This window comes from Aeromonas crassostreae (assembly GCF_054052445.1).
On record NZ_JBSTYM010000005.1, the window covers coordinates 86,337 to 100,250 of the forward strand.

The following is a 13,914-nucleotide window of genomic DNA, read 5'->3' on the forward strand; positions in this document are numbered from 1 at the left end:
GGCGCCGGTTTGATGACGGGCCGCCCCAGGCCAAGGCCGACTCTTTTTCTCCCAATCAGGTGGACAGCTTATGGATACCAGACCCTCCCTCGCCGCCCTGCTCACCCTCTGCCTGCTCTGCCCGGCCCAGAGCTGGGCCGTGCCGGTGCGCAGCCTGCAATCTGAATCGGATTACGGCCAGCTCATCAGCAAGCGCCAGGTGGTGGATCAGTTACTCGGCGAAGCCAGGCAGATCTATGACTCCCCCGCCCGCGTCTCGGATGCCGACTTCACCACCAAGATGCCGAGCAACATGGAGCTCGTCACCACCCGGTTGCTCGAGGCCTATCAGCTCGAGCCCTATCGCACCGATCTGCTCATCTCGGCCGCCAACGCCCAGATCGACAACGGCAAGCTGGACAGGGCCATCGCCCTGCTCAACCAGGCCCTGACCGCCGCCCCCGATGATGTGGATCTGCTCTCCTATCTGGCGGTCTGGCTGCGCGCCAAGGGCGACGAGGGGGGCTCGCGCCAGTATCTCGACCGGGTCAAGGCCCGCAACCCGGGACGAGAGGCCGATCTGCGCCGCCTCTTCGACACCATAGACAGGGTGATAGCGACGCCGCTCAAGGAGCGGGCAGGACGGGATCAGGACAAGACGGGACGGCGCGCCATCGTCACCCTGGGCGATGCCCTGAATCCCGATGGCTCCATGAGCGACATACTGCTGGGGCGACTCGACACCACCCGCGCCCTGGCCAAGGCCGATCCCCAGGCCCTCATCATAGTGAGCGGCGGCGTACCCCAGAATCGCAAGACAGAAGCCAAGGCCATGGCCGACTGGCTGGTGAGCAAGGGGATCAGCCGATCGCGGATCATAGAGGACAACTATGCCACCAGCATGGTGGAGAACGCCCTCAACACCGCCTGGGTGCTGGCCCGTCACCAGATAGACAAGGCCACCCTGGTCAGCTCGGCCAGCCATGTGCGCCGTGGTCAGACCCTGCTCGAGATTGCCTGCTGGCAAACCGGCCCGGCCAACATCCGCATCGACAGCGTCAGCTACCCGGACAAGCCCGTCTCCAGCCTGGCCCGGGTCGAGGCGGGGGAGCGGCTCGGCATCTATCGTGATGCCCTGCGCACCTATGGCATGTGGAGCTATCGCTCCCCTCCCCTGCTGGCACGCTAAGCCCCACCAACTTGGGAGGCGTCCCCGGCAGCGGGGGCGCCTCCTTGTCATGGGGCGGGATCAGCGGCGCCTGTGGCCCGAGGGCGGGGTCGGCTGCTGGCCGCGATAGTCGGCGCAAGGGAAGATGTTGCGCACCCGCTGGGCGATGGACTCGGGGATGGAGCGGGAGAAGACCAGGCGCACCCCCTTGCCATCCCGCTGCCCCAGGATGCGGCCGCGTACCGGCTCGTGCTTGAGGATCTGCCGCACCTGTTCGATGAAGGCGGGGGGCAGGCTGCCCCTGTGCACCACCAGCTTGCCCGGGGCAAGCCGGATCTCGAACAGGGGGCCGCGCCCCAGCTTCAGCAACCACCAGATGAGGGCCACCCCCACCAGCAAGGATATCCAGGCCATCGTCACTCTCCTTGGCGTCATGGGCTCCGTTGAGCATAACCCCGGCCCCGCCGCCGGACCTTGATCGAGGCCCGCTTTTCCCACCCGCCCCCTGCCCCGCGCACTGGAAAAAACCGCACTCGCACCGGACGGGCTTGTCCTCGGGGCGGGGGGAGTGGTATCTCTGGGGCCAGACTCACCATGAGGGAACCCAGTGTACCGACTCATCACAGTGGCCCAGCAGCGCCAGATGCCCTGGAAAAATGGCAAGGGCAGCACCGCCGAGATAGTGATTGCCCCGGCGGGCAGCACCCTGGCCAGGCTCGATTTCGACTATCGCCTGAGCTCGGCCCCCATCAAGGAGGCGGGCCCCTTCTCCCGCTTTCCCGGCTATGACCGCATCCTGCTACCCATCAGCGGCGCCGGTTTCGTGCTCAACGGCCACCCCTATGCCACCTTCGAGGCGGCCCATTTCAAGGGGGACGACGAGACCCACTGCGAACTGCTCAAGAGAGAGGTAACGGATCTTGGCCTCATCTATGACCCCGACAGGATCGGCGCCAACGTGCGGGTGCTGACCCTGCCCTTCTCCCTCTCCCTCACCCTGGTCCCGGCCCACACCTATCTCATCACCCTGCTGGAGGGAAGCCTGAGGGTGGCGCAGCATGAGCTTGCCCCGGGAGATACCCTGGTGGTCACGGCCGAGGAGGACATCCGATTCGAGTGCAGCAAGAAGGCCAGCATCGCCTTTTTTACCCTGCAACATCCCTGAAAACAGACATGAAAAAGCCGGGCAAGCCCGGCTTCTCTTGTCTTGAGCGGCGATATCAACCGACCTTGAAGCTGCCCTTCATCATGGCCCAGTGGCCGGGGAAGGAGCAGAAGAAGGTGAGATCCTTGCCCGCCAGCCCCTCGGTCGGGAAGCTGATGCTGGTGGTCTCGCCGCCGCCGATAAGCTTGGTGTGAGCCAGCACCCGGGCGTCATCCTTGGGCAGATAGTTGTTGTCCGGGCCCGCCCCCATGCCGGCGGTGGCCACGTCCTGGAAATCGGCCGTGCTGGTCAGCACCCAGTTGTGGCCCATGGCCGCGACCGGCAGCTTGCCGGTGTGGGTCAGGTTGAGGGTCACCTCCTTGCAGGTCGCGGGCACGCTCAGGGCCTTGGTGTCGAACTGCATGGCATCGTTCGCCTCGACCGTCAGGGTGCACTCATCGGCGAAGGCGGGGGCCGCCAGGGCGCTCAGAAACAACAGGGACATTACCTTTTTCATCATCCTCTCCTATGGGTTGCCAGGGTTGGCGACAGGATTGTCTGACCCGCGGTCGCGAGCCAGACAAAGGTGCTATTTGAATCGACCTTATTGTACTCATATGCCCTTGGTCAACCAGGGTTTACGGCCAAGCCTGCGGGCCAGATCACTCCCTTTCCGATGCCCGCCCCTCTGGGACCGCCCTGGCGCCCCCCTTTGTCAATTGCCTGATCCCGAACTTTGGTGGCACACTGGCGCATCGACGCCCCAAGACCCAGAGCCATGCCGACCCAGGATCCCGCCCTCCCCTCTGCCGCTGGCGATGCCACCCCCAAGCCTGCCCCCGTCAAGCCGCTGCGCCTGCTGCTGGTCGATGATCAGCGCGCCTTTCAGGTGATGATGAAGGCCATGCTGCAAAACATCGGCATCAACCGCATCAGCTTTGCCAGCAGTGCCGAGGAGGCCCGGCGCCGCTGCCAGAAGGAGAGTTTCGATGTCTATCTGTTCGATTACGACCTGGGCGGGGGGGAGAACGGCCGCCAGCTGCTGGAGAGCCTGAGGGACAAGGGACTGATCCCGCCCCTGAGCGTGGTGATCATGGTCAGCAGCGACAACTCCCGCGCCATGGTGTTGAGCGCCCTGGAAGTGGAACCGGACGAATACCTGATGAAGCCCTTCTCCCAGGAGCAGTTCAAGTTTCGCCTGCGCCGGGCCCTGGCTCGCCGCCGGGCCCTGGAGAGCGTGTTCCGGGCCCTGGCCGAGGACAAACCCGAGCAGCTGATCCACGCCTGCGCCGAGCGGGCCGACGCCATCCCGCGCTTTGCCAACTTCTGCCGCTGTCTGCAGGCCGACACCCAGCTCAAGCTGGGTCAGGCCAAGGAGGCCCGCAGCCTGATGCGCCAGCTGCTGGCGGGCCAGGAGAACGGCTGGGCCCGGCTCACCCTGGGCAAGGCGTGCCATACCCTGGGGCTGAACGAGGAGGCGGTGAGCCACCTGCAGGCGACCCTCAAGCACAATCCCCTGATGGTGGAGGCCCACCGCTGGCTGGCGGAAGCCCAGCTTGCCCTGGGGGAGGAGGAGACGGCCCAGCGCGAGCTCAAGCGGGCGGTGGAGATCTCCCCCCAGTCGGTGCTGCTGTCGCGCCGCCTGGCGGAGGTGTGCCTGCAGCGCCACGACTATGCCCAGGCCAGGGATGTGCTCCTCTCCCTCATCGAGCTGGCGCGCAACTCCATCCACCGCACCCCCCACTACCTGGGGGCCTACATCCAGTGCCTCACCCTCTACGCCCTCAACAGCAATGACGGTTATCACATCGCCAACCTGCAAAAACAGGTCAACTCGGCCCTGTCGCGCATTCGCGACTCCCTGATGGTGAGCGAGTTCAATTACCCCGTGTTCGAGCAGATTTGCCAGGCCAGGGTGCAGATCGCCCTGGGCCAGCTGCTCAAGGGCAAGAAGATGCTCTATCGCGCCAACCAGCAGTGGCTGGATCAACCGGCCAGCATGCCGAGTACCCTGCTCGGCGAGACGGTGCTGGCCCTCTATCAGCTCGGGGAGTTCGAGTATGCCGAGAGCCTGCAAGCGCACCTGACCGAGGATGGGGACAGGCTGCTCACCATCTGCATCCAGGCAACCCGCAACGACAAGACGGTGCAGGAGCGGCGCCAGCGCTATCAGCAGCTCAACGAACTCGGCATCAAGGCCTATCAGGGGGGTCAGCTCGAGCAGGCCCTCACCCACTTTCGCGAGGCCCTGCGCCGCGCCCCCGCCAACACGGGGGCGGCGCTCAACAAGATCCAGGTGCTGCTCAAGCTCATCGAGAAGCATCGCAAGAACCCGGACTTTCCGAGCGAATGCAAGGAGACCCTGGCCATACTGGAGGGGATCCCCCTCAATCCGGCCCAGCAGGAGCGCTTTCGCAAGCTGCGCCAGGAGTTCAGCCAGAGCCAATGAGCCCGCGGCTTGCATCGACCCGGGATTCCTTGTCCAATAGCCACCTATAAAAACGACATGAGCACATCGACATGAAGATCATCTCTTTCAATATCAACGGCCTGCGCGCCCGTCTTCATCAGTTGCAAGCCATCATCGACAAGCATCAGCCGGACGTGATCGGTCTGCAGGAGATCAAGGTTCACGACGAGGCCTTCCCGGTGGCGGACGTGGAGGCCATGGGCTATCACGTCGAGTTCCACGGCCAGAAGGGTCACTACGGGGTCGCCATCATGAGCAAGCAGGCACCCCTCGAGGTGCAAAAAGGCTTCCCCACGGATCCCGAGGATGCCCAGCGCCGCATGATCATGGCCAGCTTCCAGCGGGAAGATGGCTCCGTCATCAAGGTGATGAACGGCTACTTCCCCCAAGGGGAAAACCAGGATCACGAGACCAAGTTCCCGGCCAAGCAGAAGTTTTACGAGGACCTGCAGCACTACCTCGAGACCCACCACAGCCCGGACGACCAGATTGCGCTGATCGGGGATATGAACATCTCCCCCACGGATCTCGACATCGGCATCGGCGAGGCGAACCGCAAGCGCTGGCTGCGGGATGGCAAGTGCTCCTTCCTGCCCATCGAGCGCGAATGGATGGCCCGTCTGGAAGGGTTCGGCCTGACCGACACCTTCCGCGCCGCCAACCCCACCGAGTGCGAGCGTTTCTCCTGGTTCGACTACCGCTCCAGGGGCTTTGACGAGAACCGTGGCCTGCGCATCGACCTCATCATGGCCTCCGACGCCCTCAAGGACAAAGTGACCGAGACCGGCATCGACTACGAGCTGCGCGGCATCGAGAAACCCTCGGATCACGCCCCCATCTGGACCTGCTTCGCCTGATCGGCCCTCTCACCGCCATCCAGCCCCCGCCAACGCGGGGGCTTTTTTGTCTGCCCATCCGGCATTTCTCAATCCATATCAACTCTTTGGCAGACGGGTTTTGCCATACCTTGACCTTCACCTTTAGGTAAGGTTTACATTTCACCTATTCGTCGCAGGGAAACCGCCCATGTTGTCATCGAGATTGCCCACAGTGCTCATCGCCCGGCTGTTGCTGGCGCTGATGCTCGTCTGCAATCTCAGCCTCTGCCTCGGCTGGCTGGGCACCCATGCCATGGACTCCCCTCAGGCCGCGCACCACGACGCCGCCATGGATACCGGTGCCATGGAGGGGATCGCCTGCCACCCCCCCCTGGATGGGCAGGCGAGTGATGGGATGAGTCAGGAGTGCCAGATGCACGGCGGCCTCACCTCGCCCACCGGCGCAGGCCTGCCGCTGCTGGCCGCCCTGCTGACCCTGCTCGCCCTGCCCCTGTTGCTGCTCCCCCCCGGGGCCGCCAGCCAACGACTGGACAACTGGCTGCGGGATCCCTTCCTTCGCAGTCGCGGTACCCACCCTCCCTCCTGGCCACGCCGACACCTGATGCTGTCGGTGCTGCGTCACTAGAAAGCTCTTCTCTCCCGGCGGCGGCAAGCCTCGGCTTGCCCCTTGTCTGCCGCCTTGCCTGACCCTGCGCCTTGGCCAAACCGGCCCGCTCACAGGGAGCCGTGCGCACGCTGACCGTTCAGCCGCGCCCCGTTTGCCGCCAACCCCTTTGGTGATGCCTTATCACCCGCCCGGCGGCCTGCACAAGAGAAGAGATATGATGTCACTTGCCCCTATTCGCGGCCTTATCGCCGCCAAACGCCCTGCCCCTCTCCCGCTGAGTGGAGGTGTGCGATGAGCCGGACACTGCTGGTATCGGCCCTGCTGCTCGCCCTCGGCGCCGGTGGCGGCTACTGGGCCGCCAAACAGAGCACTGATGGCACCGCTGCCAAAGAGAAGACGCCCCTCTACTGGGTCAACCCCATGGATCCCCGCGACAGGCGCGACGGCCCGGCCAAGGACAACATGGGGATGGACTTTATCCCCGTCTATGAGGAGCAGAAAAACGGCTCGCCGGGTACCGTCACCATCAGCCCCGAGATCCAGCAGAACCTGGGGGTGCGGCTGGCCAAAGTCGAAAAGCTGCCCATCCACCAGCAGATCGAGACGGTGGGCTATGTCGGTTATGACGAGGACAGGCTCGAGGCCATCAACGCCCGCATGGCGGGCTGGATCCGCACCCTCGCCATCAAGAGCGAGGGGCAGAAGGTGGCCAAAGGTTCCCTGCTCTACGAGATCTACGCCCCGGATCTGGTCAACGCCCAGCACGAATACCTGCTCGCCCTCAACACAGCCAACCCGCTGCTGCTGCGCGCCGCCGAGGGCAAGCTGAAATCCCTGCAGGTACCGGCGGATCAGATTGCCGCCCTCAAGCGCAGCCGTCAGGTGCGTGAAACCATCAGCATTTACTCCCCGAGCAGCGGCTATGTCTCCGAGCTGAAAGTGCGCGAGGGCCAGTATGTGGAGCCCGCCGCCGCCCTGTTCAACATCGGCACCCTCAGGCAGGTGTGGGTCAGCGCCGAGGTGTTCGAGCGCCAGGCTGCCCAGCTGATGGTGGGGGATCCGGTCACCATGACCCTGGACTACGCCCCCGGCCGCAGTTGGCAGGGCAAGGTGGATTACCTCTATCCGACCCTGGATGCCACCACCCGCACCCTCAAGGTGCGGCTGCGCGTTGACAACCCGGATGAATTTTTGAAGCCCAATATGTTTGCCAAGGTGACCATTCGCACCGGCCAGGGGGAACCCCGGCTGGTGGTGCCGAGCGAGGCGGTGATCCGCACCGGCAGCCAGGACAGGCTGGTGCTGGCCCTGGGGGATGGCAACTTCAAGTCGGTCGCCGTCACCCTGGGCCCACAGTTTGGCGACAAGGTTGCCATCAGGGAGGGAGTCGAAGCGGGGGACAGCATAGTCAGCTCGGCCCAGTTCCTGCTCGACTCCGAATCGGCCATCGACTCGGACTTCCAGCGCATGACGGCGGTGCGTCCCGCCCAGGTGTGGACGCAAGGGACTGTGCAAAGCATGGATCTGGCCAGCCGCACCCTGATGGTGGCCCACCCGCCCATCCCCGAGTGGCAGTGGCCCGCCATGGAGATGGAGTTCATCGTGGCGGACGGGGTGGATATTTCCCGGCTCGCCCAAGGGCAAACCCTCCATCTGCAAGTAATGCAGGAGGGGGATGAGTACAGCATCACCAGCATCCATCAGGAGAAGACACCAGCAACCGACGGCGCCGCCAAGCCTGCAACGGGTGAGATGGACAAGATGGAAGGCATGGACCATAGCCAGCATGATATGGGGGCCAAGCCATGATCCCTTCCATCATTCGCTACATTGCCAACAAACAGACTCCGCTCTCTGCACCATATGAGAAAGGAGCCCAATCATGATCCCGTCGATCTCTTGCCGCTTTACTAGCAACCATGTCCTGCCGTTCACGCCACGCCAAGAGGGAGGAGCCAGATCATGATCCCTTCCATCATTCGCTGGTCAGTAGGCAACCGCTTTCTGGTGCTGCTGCTGACCCTCATGCTCACCACCTGGGGGCTCTGGTCGGTCAAACAGACCCCGGTGGATGCCCTGCCGGATCTCTCCGACGTGCAGGTGATCATCAAGACGGCCTATCCGGGGCAGGCGCCCCAGGTGGTGGAGGATCAGGTGACCTACCCGCTCACCACCGCCATGCTGGCGGTGCCGGGGGCGACCACGGTGCGCGGCTACTCCTTCTTCGGCGACTCCTTCGTCTATGTGCTGTTTGATGACAGTACGGATCTCTACTGGGCCCGCGCCCGGGTGCTGGAGTATTTGAGTCAGGTGGCCCCGAGTCTCCCCGCCTCCGCCCGCCCCCAGCTCGGCCCCGATGCCACCGGGGTGGGTTGGGTCTATCAATACGCCCTGGTGGACAGAACCGGCAAGCATGACTTGAGCGAGCTTACCTCCCTGCAGAACTGGTTCCTCAAGTACGAGCTGCAAACCGTCAATGGCGTCTCCGAAGTCGCCACCGTCGGCGGCATGGTGCGCCAGTATCAGGTGCGGGTCGACCCGGACAAGCTGCGCGCCTACGGCATCCCGCTCTCCCTTATCGAGACCGCCATCAAGCAGGGCAATCAGGAGACAGGCGCCTCCGTCATCGAGATGGCGGAAGCGGAGTATATGGTGCGCTCCAATGGCTATTTGAAGAGCGTCGACGACCTCAAGCAGATCCCCCTCGGCACCACGGTACGCGGCGCCCCCCTGCTGCTGGGTGACGTGGCGGATGTGGTCACAGGCCCCCAGATGCGGCGCGGCATCGCCGAGCTCAACGGCGAAGGGGAAGTGGTGGGCGGCATCATCGTCATGCGCTACGGCGAGAATGCCCAGCACACCATAGACGGGGTCAAGGCGCGGCTGGCCCAGCTCAAAAGCAGCCTGCCAGAGGGGGTGGAGGTGGTCACCGTGTACGATCGATCCGATCTTATCGCGCGCGCCATCGACAACCTCTCCGGCAAGCTGGTCGAAGAGTTCGCCGTGGTGGTGCTGGTCTGCCTCACCTTCCTGTTCCACCTGCGCTCGTCGCTGGTGGTGGTCATCACTCTGCCCATCGCCATCCTGACCGCCTTCATCGTCATGCACCTGCAGGGGATCAACGCCAACATCATGTCGCTCGGGGGCATCGCCATCGCCATCGGCGCCATGGTGGATGGCGCCATCGTGATGATAGAGAACGTCCACAAGCATATGGAGCGGGAGGCACTCACCGACAAGAACCGCTGGCGCATCATCACGGAGGCGAGCATCGAGGTGGGGCCCGCCATCTTCTTCTCCCTGCTCATCATCACCATCAGCTTCCTGCCGGTGTTTGCCCTGGAGGCGCAGGAGGGGCGGATGTTCCACCCGCTCGCCTACACCAAGACCTACGCCATGGCCGCCGCCGCGGCGCTCGCCATCACGCTGGTGCCGGTGATCATGGGCTACTTTATCCGTGGCAAGGTGCTGCCCGAGCAAGCCAACCCCCTCAACCGTGGCTTGAGCCAGGGCTATATCCCCCTGCTCAAGGCCGTGCTGGCGCGCCCGAAAACCACGCTGGCCATCGCCGCCGTGGTGACGGTGGTGGGCTTCTGGCCACTCCAGTATCTGGGTTCCGAGTTTATTCCGCCGCTGGACGAGGGGGACATCATGTATATGCCCACCACGGCGGCCAATATCTCGGTGGGCAAGGCGCGGGAGATTTTGCAGCAGACCGACAAGCTCATTCGCACCCTGCCCGAGGTGGCGAACGTGTTCGGCAAGGCGGGGCGCGCCGAGACCGCCACCGACCCCGCCGACCTGGTGATGATGGAGACCAGCATCCAGCTCAAGCCGCGCGATCAGTGGCGCCCCGGCATGACCCCGGAGAAGCTCAAAGAAGAGCTCGACTCCCTCATCCGTTTCCCCGGTCTCACCAATGCCTGGGTGCCTCCCATCAAGACCCGCATCGACATGCTGGCCACCGGCATCAAGACCCCGGTCGGCATCAAGATAGCCGGGCCGGATCTCAAGGTGATCCAGCAGCTCGGCCAACAGCTCGAACAGATCGTCGGCAAGGTGGAGGGCGCCTCATCGGTCTACGCCGAGCGAGTAGCGGGTGGCCGCTACGTCAAGGTAGATATCGACCGGCTCAAAGCGGCCCGTTACGGCCTCAACATCGCCGATGTGCAGGCGGTGCTCGCCACCGCAGTGGGCGGCATGGAGGTGGGCCAGACCATAGAGGGGCGCGAGCGCTATCCCATCAACCTGCGCTACCCCCAGAGCTATCGCGACTCGGTGGCCAGTCTGGAGCTGCTGCCGCTGGTGACTCCGAGTGGGGCGCGCATCGCCCTGGCGGACGTGGCCCGGGTCTACATCAGCGACGAGGCCCCCATGCTGCGCAGCGAGAACGCACGGCTCAACGGCTGGGTCTACGTCGACATTCGCGGCCGCGACATCGGCTCTTTCGTGGCAGAGGCCAAGGCCGAGGTAGGCAAACAGTTGGTGCTGCCGGCGGGCTACGCCCTCACCTGGTCGGGTCAGTTTGAGTACATGGAGCGGGCCAAGGCGCGCCTCGCCTACGTAGTGCCATTAACCGTCGCCATTATCGTGCTGCTGCTCTATCTGGCATTTCGCCGCTTCCAGGAGGTGCTGCTCATTCTCACCACTCTGCCGCTCGCGGTGGTAGGCGGGATCTGGACCCTCTGGTTGCTGGACTTCAACCTCTCGGTGGCGGTCGGGGTGGGCTTTATCGCCCTGGCGGGTGTGGCGGTGGAGACAGGCGTCTTGATGCTGGTCTACCTCAACCACGCTTGGGATGACCTCGTGGCCTGCGGCAAGCCGGACAAGGCGGGGCTGCACCAAGCAGTCATTCACGGCGCCGCCCTGCGCCTTCGCCCCAAGATGATGACGGTAGTGACCATCATAGCCGGCCTCTTGCCCATCATGTGGAGCCAGGGCACGGGTTCTGAAGTGATGCAGCGCATCGCCGCGCCGATGATCGGCGGCATGGTGAGCGCCCTGGTGCTGACCCTCTTGGTGCTGCCCGCCGCCTACTACCTGTGGCGCAGCCGAAGCCTTGGCAAACAAGCCGACCAACCAGCCTACTAACCCTTTTTGCAATCAACGAAGTGTTCAATCCATCACGAAGGAAAAGACCATGAACTACAAGACATTTGCAATGACCCTGCTGCTCGGCCTGGCCTCTCTCCAGGCCCGGGCCGAGATGACCATGAGCCACGAAGGGCACGATATGGCCCAGATGGAGGGAATGGATATGCAGGCGACGGGAGAGAACGCGATGACCAAGGGGATCATCAGCCGTATCGACGAGGCCAGCGGCAAGGTGGGGATCAAGCACGAGACCATCGCCAACCTCAAGATGCCCCCCATGACCATGGTGTTTGTGGCAGCCGATCCGGCGCAGCTCAAGGGGCTCAAGGTGGGGGATGCCATCCACTTCCATGCCGAAAGCCTGGGCGGCAAACTCACCCTGACCGCCATCCAGCGGCAATAAGCGGCACGGCAGGCAAAAAAACGGCGGGCTCATCCCGCCGTTGGTCTTTAGCGGGTTCGGGCCCCATGACGAACAACCCGATCAGCGCAGTGCCGCCTGCAACCAGCCAGAGAGTTCATCGAGCTCGGCGTGCCGGGCCGGGAAATCGCCCTTCAATTGCCCCAGCAAGGCTGCGATCGCCTCGGGTCGATAGGCAGAGCCCGCCAGCCGCTGGGCCAAGGCATCAAGCGGCGCCGGATCCAGGCTGTCGCTGAAGATCTGCGCCCGACCTATCACCCCCTTCTCCACATCGAAATGCAGCTCCACCCCGCCCCAGCCGAAGCGCTCGTCCAGCTGATGGCTGAACGCAGGCGCATGGCCAAAATTCCACTCCCAGCTGCGCTGGCGGGCGAAAGTCTCGGCAAAGCCGGGCAGGTCCGGCATCTGCTCGGGGGAGATATGCTCGGGCGCTGCTCGCTCACCGTAGTAGTGGAAGCAGGCCTCCATGAGGGCGTCATTCACCTGCTGATGATCTATCCCCGGCAGCAGCTCGCCAAGGTTCGCGACCCGGCTGCGCACCGAGCTGATCCCCTTGGCGGCCAGCTTCTTGGGGTCGGGATTGAGGTAGTGGGCGAGTCGACCGAGGTCTGCATCGAGCAGCAGGGTGCCGTGATGAAAACCGCGATCCTGGGTCTCCCGGTAGGCCGAGCCCGACACCTTGCGCTCCCCGTCCGGGGTGGCCACCAGCAGATCGTTGCGCCCGGAGGCAAAGGCGGTCACGCCGAGCCGCTTGAGCGCATCGAGCACGATGGCGGTGGAGACGCTCTTGTCATACCCGGGCTTGCCCGCCATGAAGGTGAAGCAGCTGTTGCCGAGATCGTGAAACACGGCCCCGCCCCCGCTGCTGCGCCGCGCCAGGGTCACCCCGTCCTCTTCCATGCGGCGGGTGTTGCACTCCTTCCACGGGTTCTGGGCCCGACCAATCACCACCGTATTGGCGTTGCGCCACAGAAACAGCACCCGCTGGTTCGGGTCCATCTGGCGGAAGATACACTCCTCCACCTCCAGGTTGAACAGGGGATCCTGGGAGTCGGAAACGAGCAGGTGAAGGGAAGGCATGGCGGTATCCTGTCAGTCAAACGAGGGGCCATGATAGCAGCATGGCGCCCTCGTCGCGTGCCTTAACGCCACCCATCAGGGTCGGGCGGGCAGCAGTCTATCCACCCCGAGCAAGCCGACGGCCATGGCCAGCACGAACAGGGCGATGAGGGGCTGACCCGTACCCAACAGGGCCAATCCGGGGCCGGGGCAGATGCCGAGCAGGCCCCAACCTACCCCGAACAGCGCGGCGCCGCCCACCAGACGCCGGTCGATACGGGGCGCGGGAGGCGCGGGCAGGGGATCACCACACAGACTCTGGCTGCGCGGCTTGATCAGGAGGGCATAACCGGGGGCGAACACCAGCAGGGCCCCCCCCATCACGAAGGCCAGGCTGGGATCCCAGTTCCCGGCCACATCGAGAAACCCCAGTACCCGGGCCGGATCCACCATGCCGGAGATCCCGAGGCCCACACCAAACAACAGGCCGGACAAGAGCGCGATAAAGAGTCCCATTCTGACGCCTCCTCAGAGCAGATGCAGGGTGACGAACACGGTGAGCACACCGGTCGTCATGAAGACAAGGGTGGCGACCAGGGAGCGCAGTGACAGCCGCCCCATGCCGCAGATGCCATGGCCACTGGTGCAGCCATTGCCAAGGCGGGTGCCTATCCCCACCAGCAGACCGGCCAGCAGCACTGTGGGCCATCCCGGCAAGGCGGCGAAGTCAGGCAGGCGAGCGAGCCCCAGGGCGAAGGCCATGGGACCGCCGAACATCAGTCCCAGCAGAAACAACCAGCGCCAGCCCTGCCGACTCTGCAGGGCGGTGGCGAAGATGCCGCTTATCCCGGCGATTCGCCCCGTGAACAGCATCAACAGCAGGGCCGACAGACCGATCAACATGCCTCCCCCCAGGGAGAACCACCAGTGGCTTTCTATCATGGCAACACCTCATCATGGACGCGAGCACGAAGCGGATCCCGCTTCCCTCTGACCGCACTGTGGCGCAGGAGTGCATCGCATGTTAATTAGCAATCACTTATATAGAGCCCTATTCTAGGGCGCCACATTAAATTAGCAATATCTAATTTTACTCGGTTAACCCGTCTGACGACGCGGCCAGGGAGTGCAGG

At 64.1% G+C, this 13,914-nt stretch carries 13 protein-coding genes; 8 read left to right on the plus strand and 5 right to left on the minus strand.

What is annotated here, in order from left to right:
- Positions 1 to 70: 70 nt before the first annotated feature.
- Positions 71 to 1,168: an ElyC/SanA/YdcF family protein gene (locus ACW5W4_RS05670; protein ID WP_456688700.1), complete on the plus strand. Its 1,098-nt coding sequence runs from the start codon at positions 71 to 73 to the stop codon at positions 1,166 to 1,168.
- Positions 1,169 to 1,228: 60 nt separating this feature from the next.
- On the opposite strand, the gene ACW5W4_RS05675 is transcribed toward ACW5W4_RS05670, so the two are convergent.
- On the minus strand, positions 1,229 to 1,561 hold the full coding sequence (locus ACW5W4_RS05675; RefSeq protein ID WP_456688701.1) for a DUF3634 family protein: 333 nt from the start codon (positions 1,559 to 1,561) through the stop codon (positions 1,229 to 1,231).
- Between the two features lie 229 nt (positions 1,562 to 1,790).
- Here ACW5W4_RS05675 and ACW5W4_RS05680 point away from each other — a divergent pair, with 229 nt between their 5' ends.
- Positions 1,791 to 2,312 (plus strand): HutD family protein, encoded by a 522-nt coding sequence (locus ACW5W4_RS05680; protein ID WP_456688785.1) that lies wholly within the window; start codon positions 1,791 to 1,793, stop codon positions 2,310 to 2,312.
- Positions 2,313 to 2,367: 55 nt separating this feature from the next.
- On the opposite strand, the gene azu is transcribed toward ACW5W4_RS05680, so the two are convergent.
- Positions 2,368 to 2,808, minus strand: coding sequence for an azurin (gene azu / locus ACW5W4_RS05685; RefSeq protein ID WP_408794332.1), 441 nt, complete (start codon positions 2,806 to 2,808; stop codon positions 2,368 to 2,370).
- A gap of 261 nt (positions 2,809 to 3,069) precedes the next feature.
- Here azu and ACW5W4_RS05690 point away from each other — a divergent pair, with 261 nt between their 5' ends.
- From ACW5W4_RS05690 to ACW5W4_RS05715, 6 genes are all read left to right on the plus strand, one after another.
- Positions 3,070 to 4,740: a response regulator gene (locus ACW5W4_RS05690; protein WP_456688786.1), complete on the plus strand. Its 1,671-nt coding sequence runs from the start codon at positions 3,070 to 3,072 to the stop codon at positions 4,738 to 4,740.
- 71 nt (positions 4,741 to 4,811) lie between these two features.
- On the plus strand, positions 4,812 to 5,618 hold the full coding sequence (gene xthA / locus ACW5W4_RS05695) for an exodeoxyribonuclease III (protein ID WP_456688702.1): 807 nt from the start codon (positions 4,812 to 4,814) through the stop codon (positions 5,616 to 5,618).
- 169 nt (positions 5,619 to 5,787) lie between these two features.
- The gene (locus ACW5W4_RS05700; protein WP_456688703.1) at positions 5,788 to 6,225 is read left to right on the plus strand and encodes a hypothetical protein; all 438 of its coding nucleotides are present in this window, start codon (positions 5,788 to 5,790) and stop codon (positions 6,223 to 6,225) included.
- A gap of 273 nt (positions 6,226 to 6,498) precedes the next feature.
- Positions 6,499 to 8,016, plus strand: coding sequence for an efflux RND transporter periplasmic adaptor subunit (locus tag ACW5W4_RS05705; RefSeq protein ID WP_456688704.1), 1,518 nt, complete (start codon positions 6,499 to 6,501; stop codon positions 8,014 to 8,016).
- 153 nt (positions 8,017 to 8,169) lie between these two features.
- Positions 8,170 to 11,298: an efflux RND transporter permease subunit gene (locus ACW5W4_RS05710; protein ID WP_456688705.1), complete on the plus strand. Its 3,129-nt coding sequence runs from the start codon at positions 8,170 to 8,172 to the stop codon at positions 11,296 to 11,298.
- A gap of 49 nt (positions 11,299 to 11,347) precedes the next feature.
- Positions 11,348 to 11,704, plus strand: coding sequence for a copper-binding protein (locus tag ACW5W4_RS05715; RefSeq protein ID WP_456688706.1), 357 nt, complete (start codon positions 11,348 to 11,350; stop codon positions 11,702 to 11,704).
- Positions 11,705 to 11,785: 81 nt separating this feature from the next.
- Here the strand turns inward: ACW5W4_RS05715 and ACW5W4_RS05720 are convergent, their stop codons facing one another.
- From ACW5W4_RS05720 to ACW5W4_RS05730, 3 genes are all read right to left on the minus strand, one after another.
- Positions 11,786 to 12,802, minus strand: coding sequence for a lipoate--protein ligase A (locus ACW5W4_RS05720; protein WP_456688707.1), 1,017 nt, complete (start codon positions 12,800 to 12,802; stop codon positions 11,786 to 11,788).
- A 75-nt stretch (positions 12,803 to 12,877) separates the two neighbouring features.
- A complete protein-coding gene (locus ACW5W4_RS05725; RefSeq protein ID WP_427260591.1) occupies positions 12,878 to 13,297 on the minus strand; it encodes a DUF6691 family protein in 420 nt (139 codons plus the stop codon).
- A gap of 12 nt (positions 13,298 to 13,309) precedes the next feature.
- Positions 13,310 to 13,723, minus strand: a complete 414-nt coding sequence (locus ACW5W4_RS05730) for a YeeE/YedE family protein (protein ID WP_456688708.1) — start codon at positions 13,721 to 13,723, stop codon at positions 13,310 to 13,312.
- Positions 13,724 to 13,914: the final 191 nt, after the last annotated feature.

Bases quoted from the DNA above. Each gene is read 5' to 3' on its own strand.
- ACW5W4_RS05725 (WP_427260591.1), bottom strand. From the start codon at position 13,297: ATGGGACTCTTTATCGCGCTCTTGTCCGGCCTGTTGTTTGGTGTGGGC.
- ACW5W4_RS05675 (WP_456688701.1), bottom strand. From the start codon at position 1,561: ATGGCCTGGATATCCTTGCTGGTGGGGGTGGCCCTCATCTGGTGGTTG.
- ACW5W4_RS05705 (WP_456688704.1), top strand. From the start codon at position 6,499: ATGAGCCGGACACTGCTGGTATCGGCCCTGCTGCTCGCCCTCGGCGCC.
- ACW5W4_RS05690 (WP_456688786.1), top strand. From the start codon at position 3,070: ATGCCGACCCAGGATCCCGCCCTCCCCTCTGCCGCTGGCGATGCCACC.
- ACW5W4_RS05720 (WP_456688707.1), bottom strand. From the start codon at position 12,802: ATGCCTTCCCTTCACCTGCTCGTTTCCGACTCCCAGGATCCCCTGTTC.
- xthA (WP_456688702.1), top strand. From the start codon at position 4,812: ATGAAGATCATCTCTTTCAATATCAACGGCCTGCGCGCCCGTCTTCAT.
- ACW5W4_RS05680 (WP_456688785.1), top strand. From the start codon at position 1,791: ATGCCCTGGAAAAATGGCAAGGGCAGCACCGCCGAGATAGTGATTGCC.
- ACW5W4_RS05670 (WP_456688700.1), top strand. From the start codon at position 71: ATGGATACCAGACCCTCCCTCGCCGCCCTGCTCACCCTCTGCCTGCTC.
- azu (WP_408794332.1), bottom strand. From the start codon at position 2,808: ATGAAAAAGGTAATGTCCCTGTTGTTTCTGAGCGCCCTGGCGGCCCCC.
- ACW5W4_RS05710 (WP_456688705.1), top strand. From the start codon at position 8,170: ATGATCCCTTCCATCATTCGCTGGTCAGTAGGCAACCGCTTTCTGGTG.
- ACW5W4_RS05715 (WP_456688706.1), top strand. From the start codon at position 11,348: ATGAACTACAAGACATTTGCAATGACCCTGCTGCTCGGCCTGGCCTCT.
- ACW5W4_RS05730 (WP_456688708.1), bottom strand. From the start codon at position 13,723: ATGATAGAAAGCCACTGGTGGTTCTCCCTGGGGGGAGGCATGTTGATC.
- ACW5W4_RS05700 (WP_456688703.1), top strand. From the start codon at position 5,788: ATGTTGTCATCGAGATTGCCCACAGTGCTCATCGCCCGGCTGTTGCTG.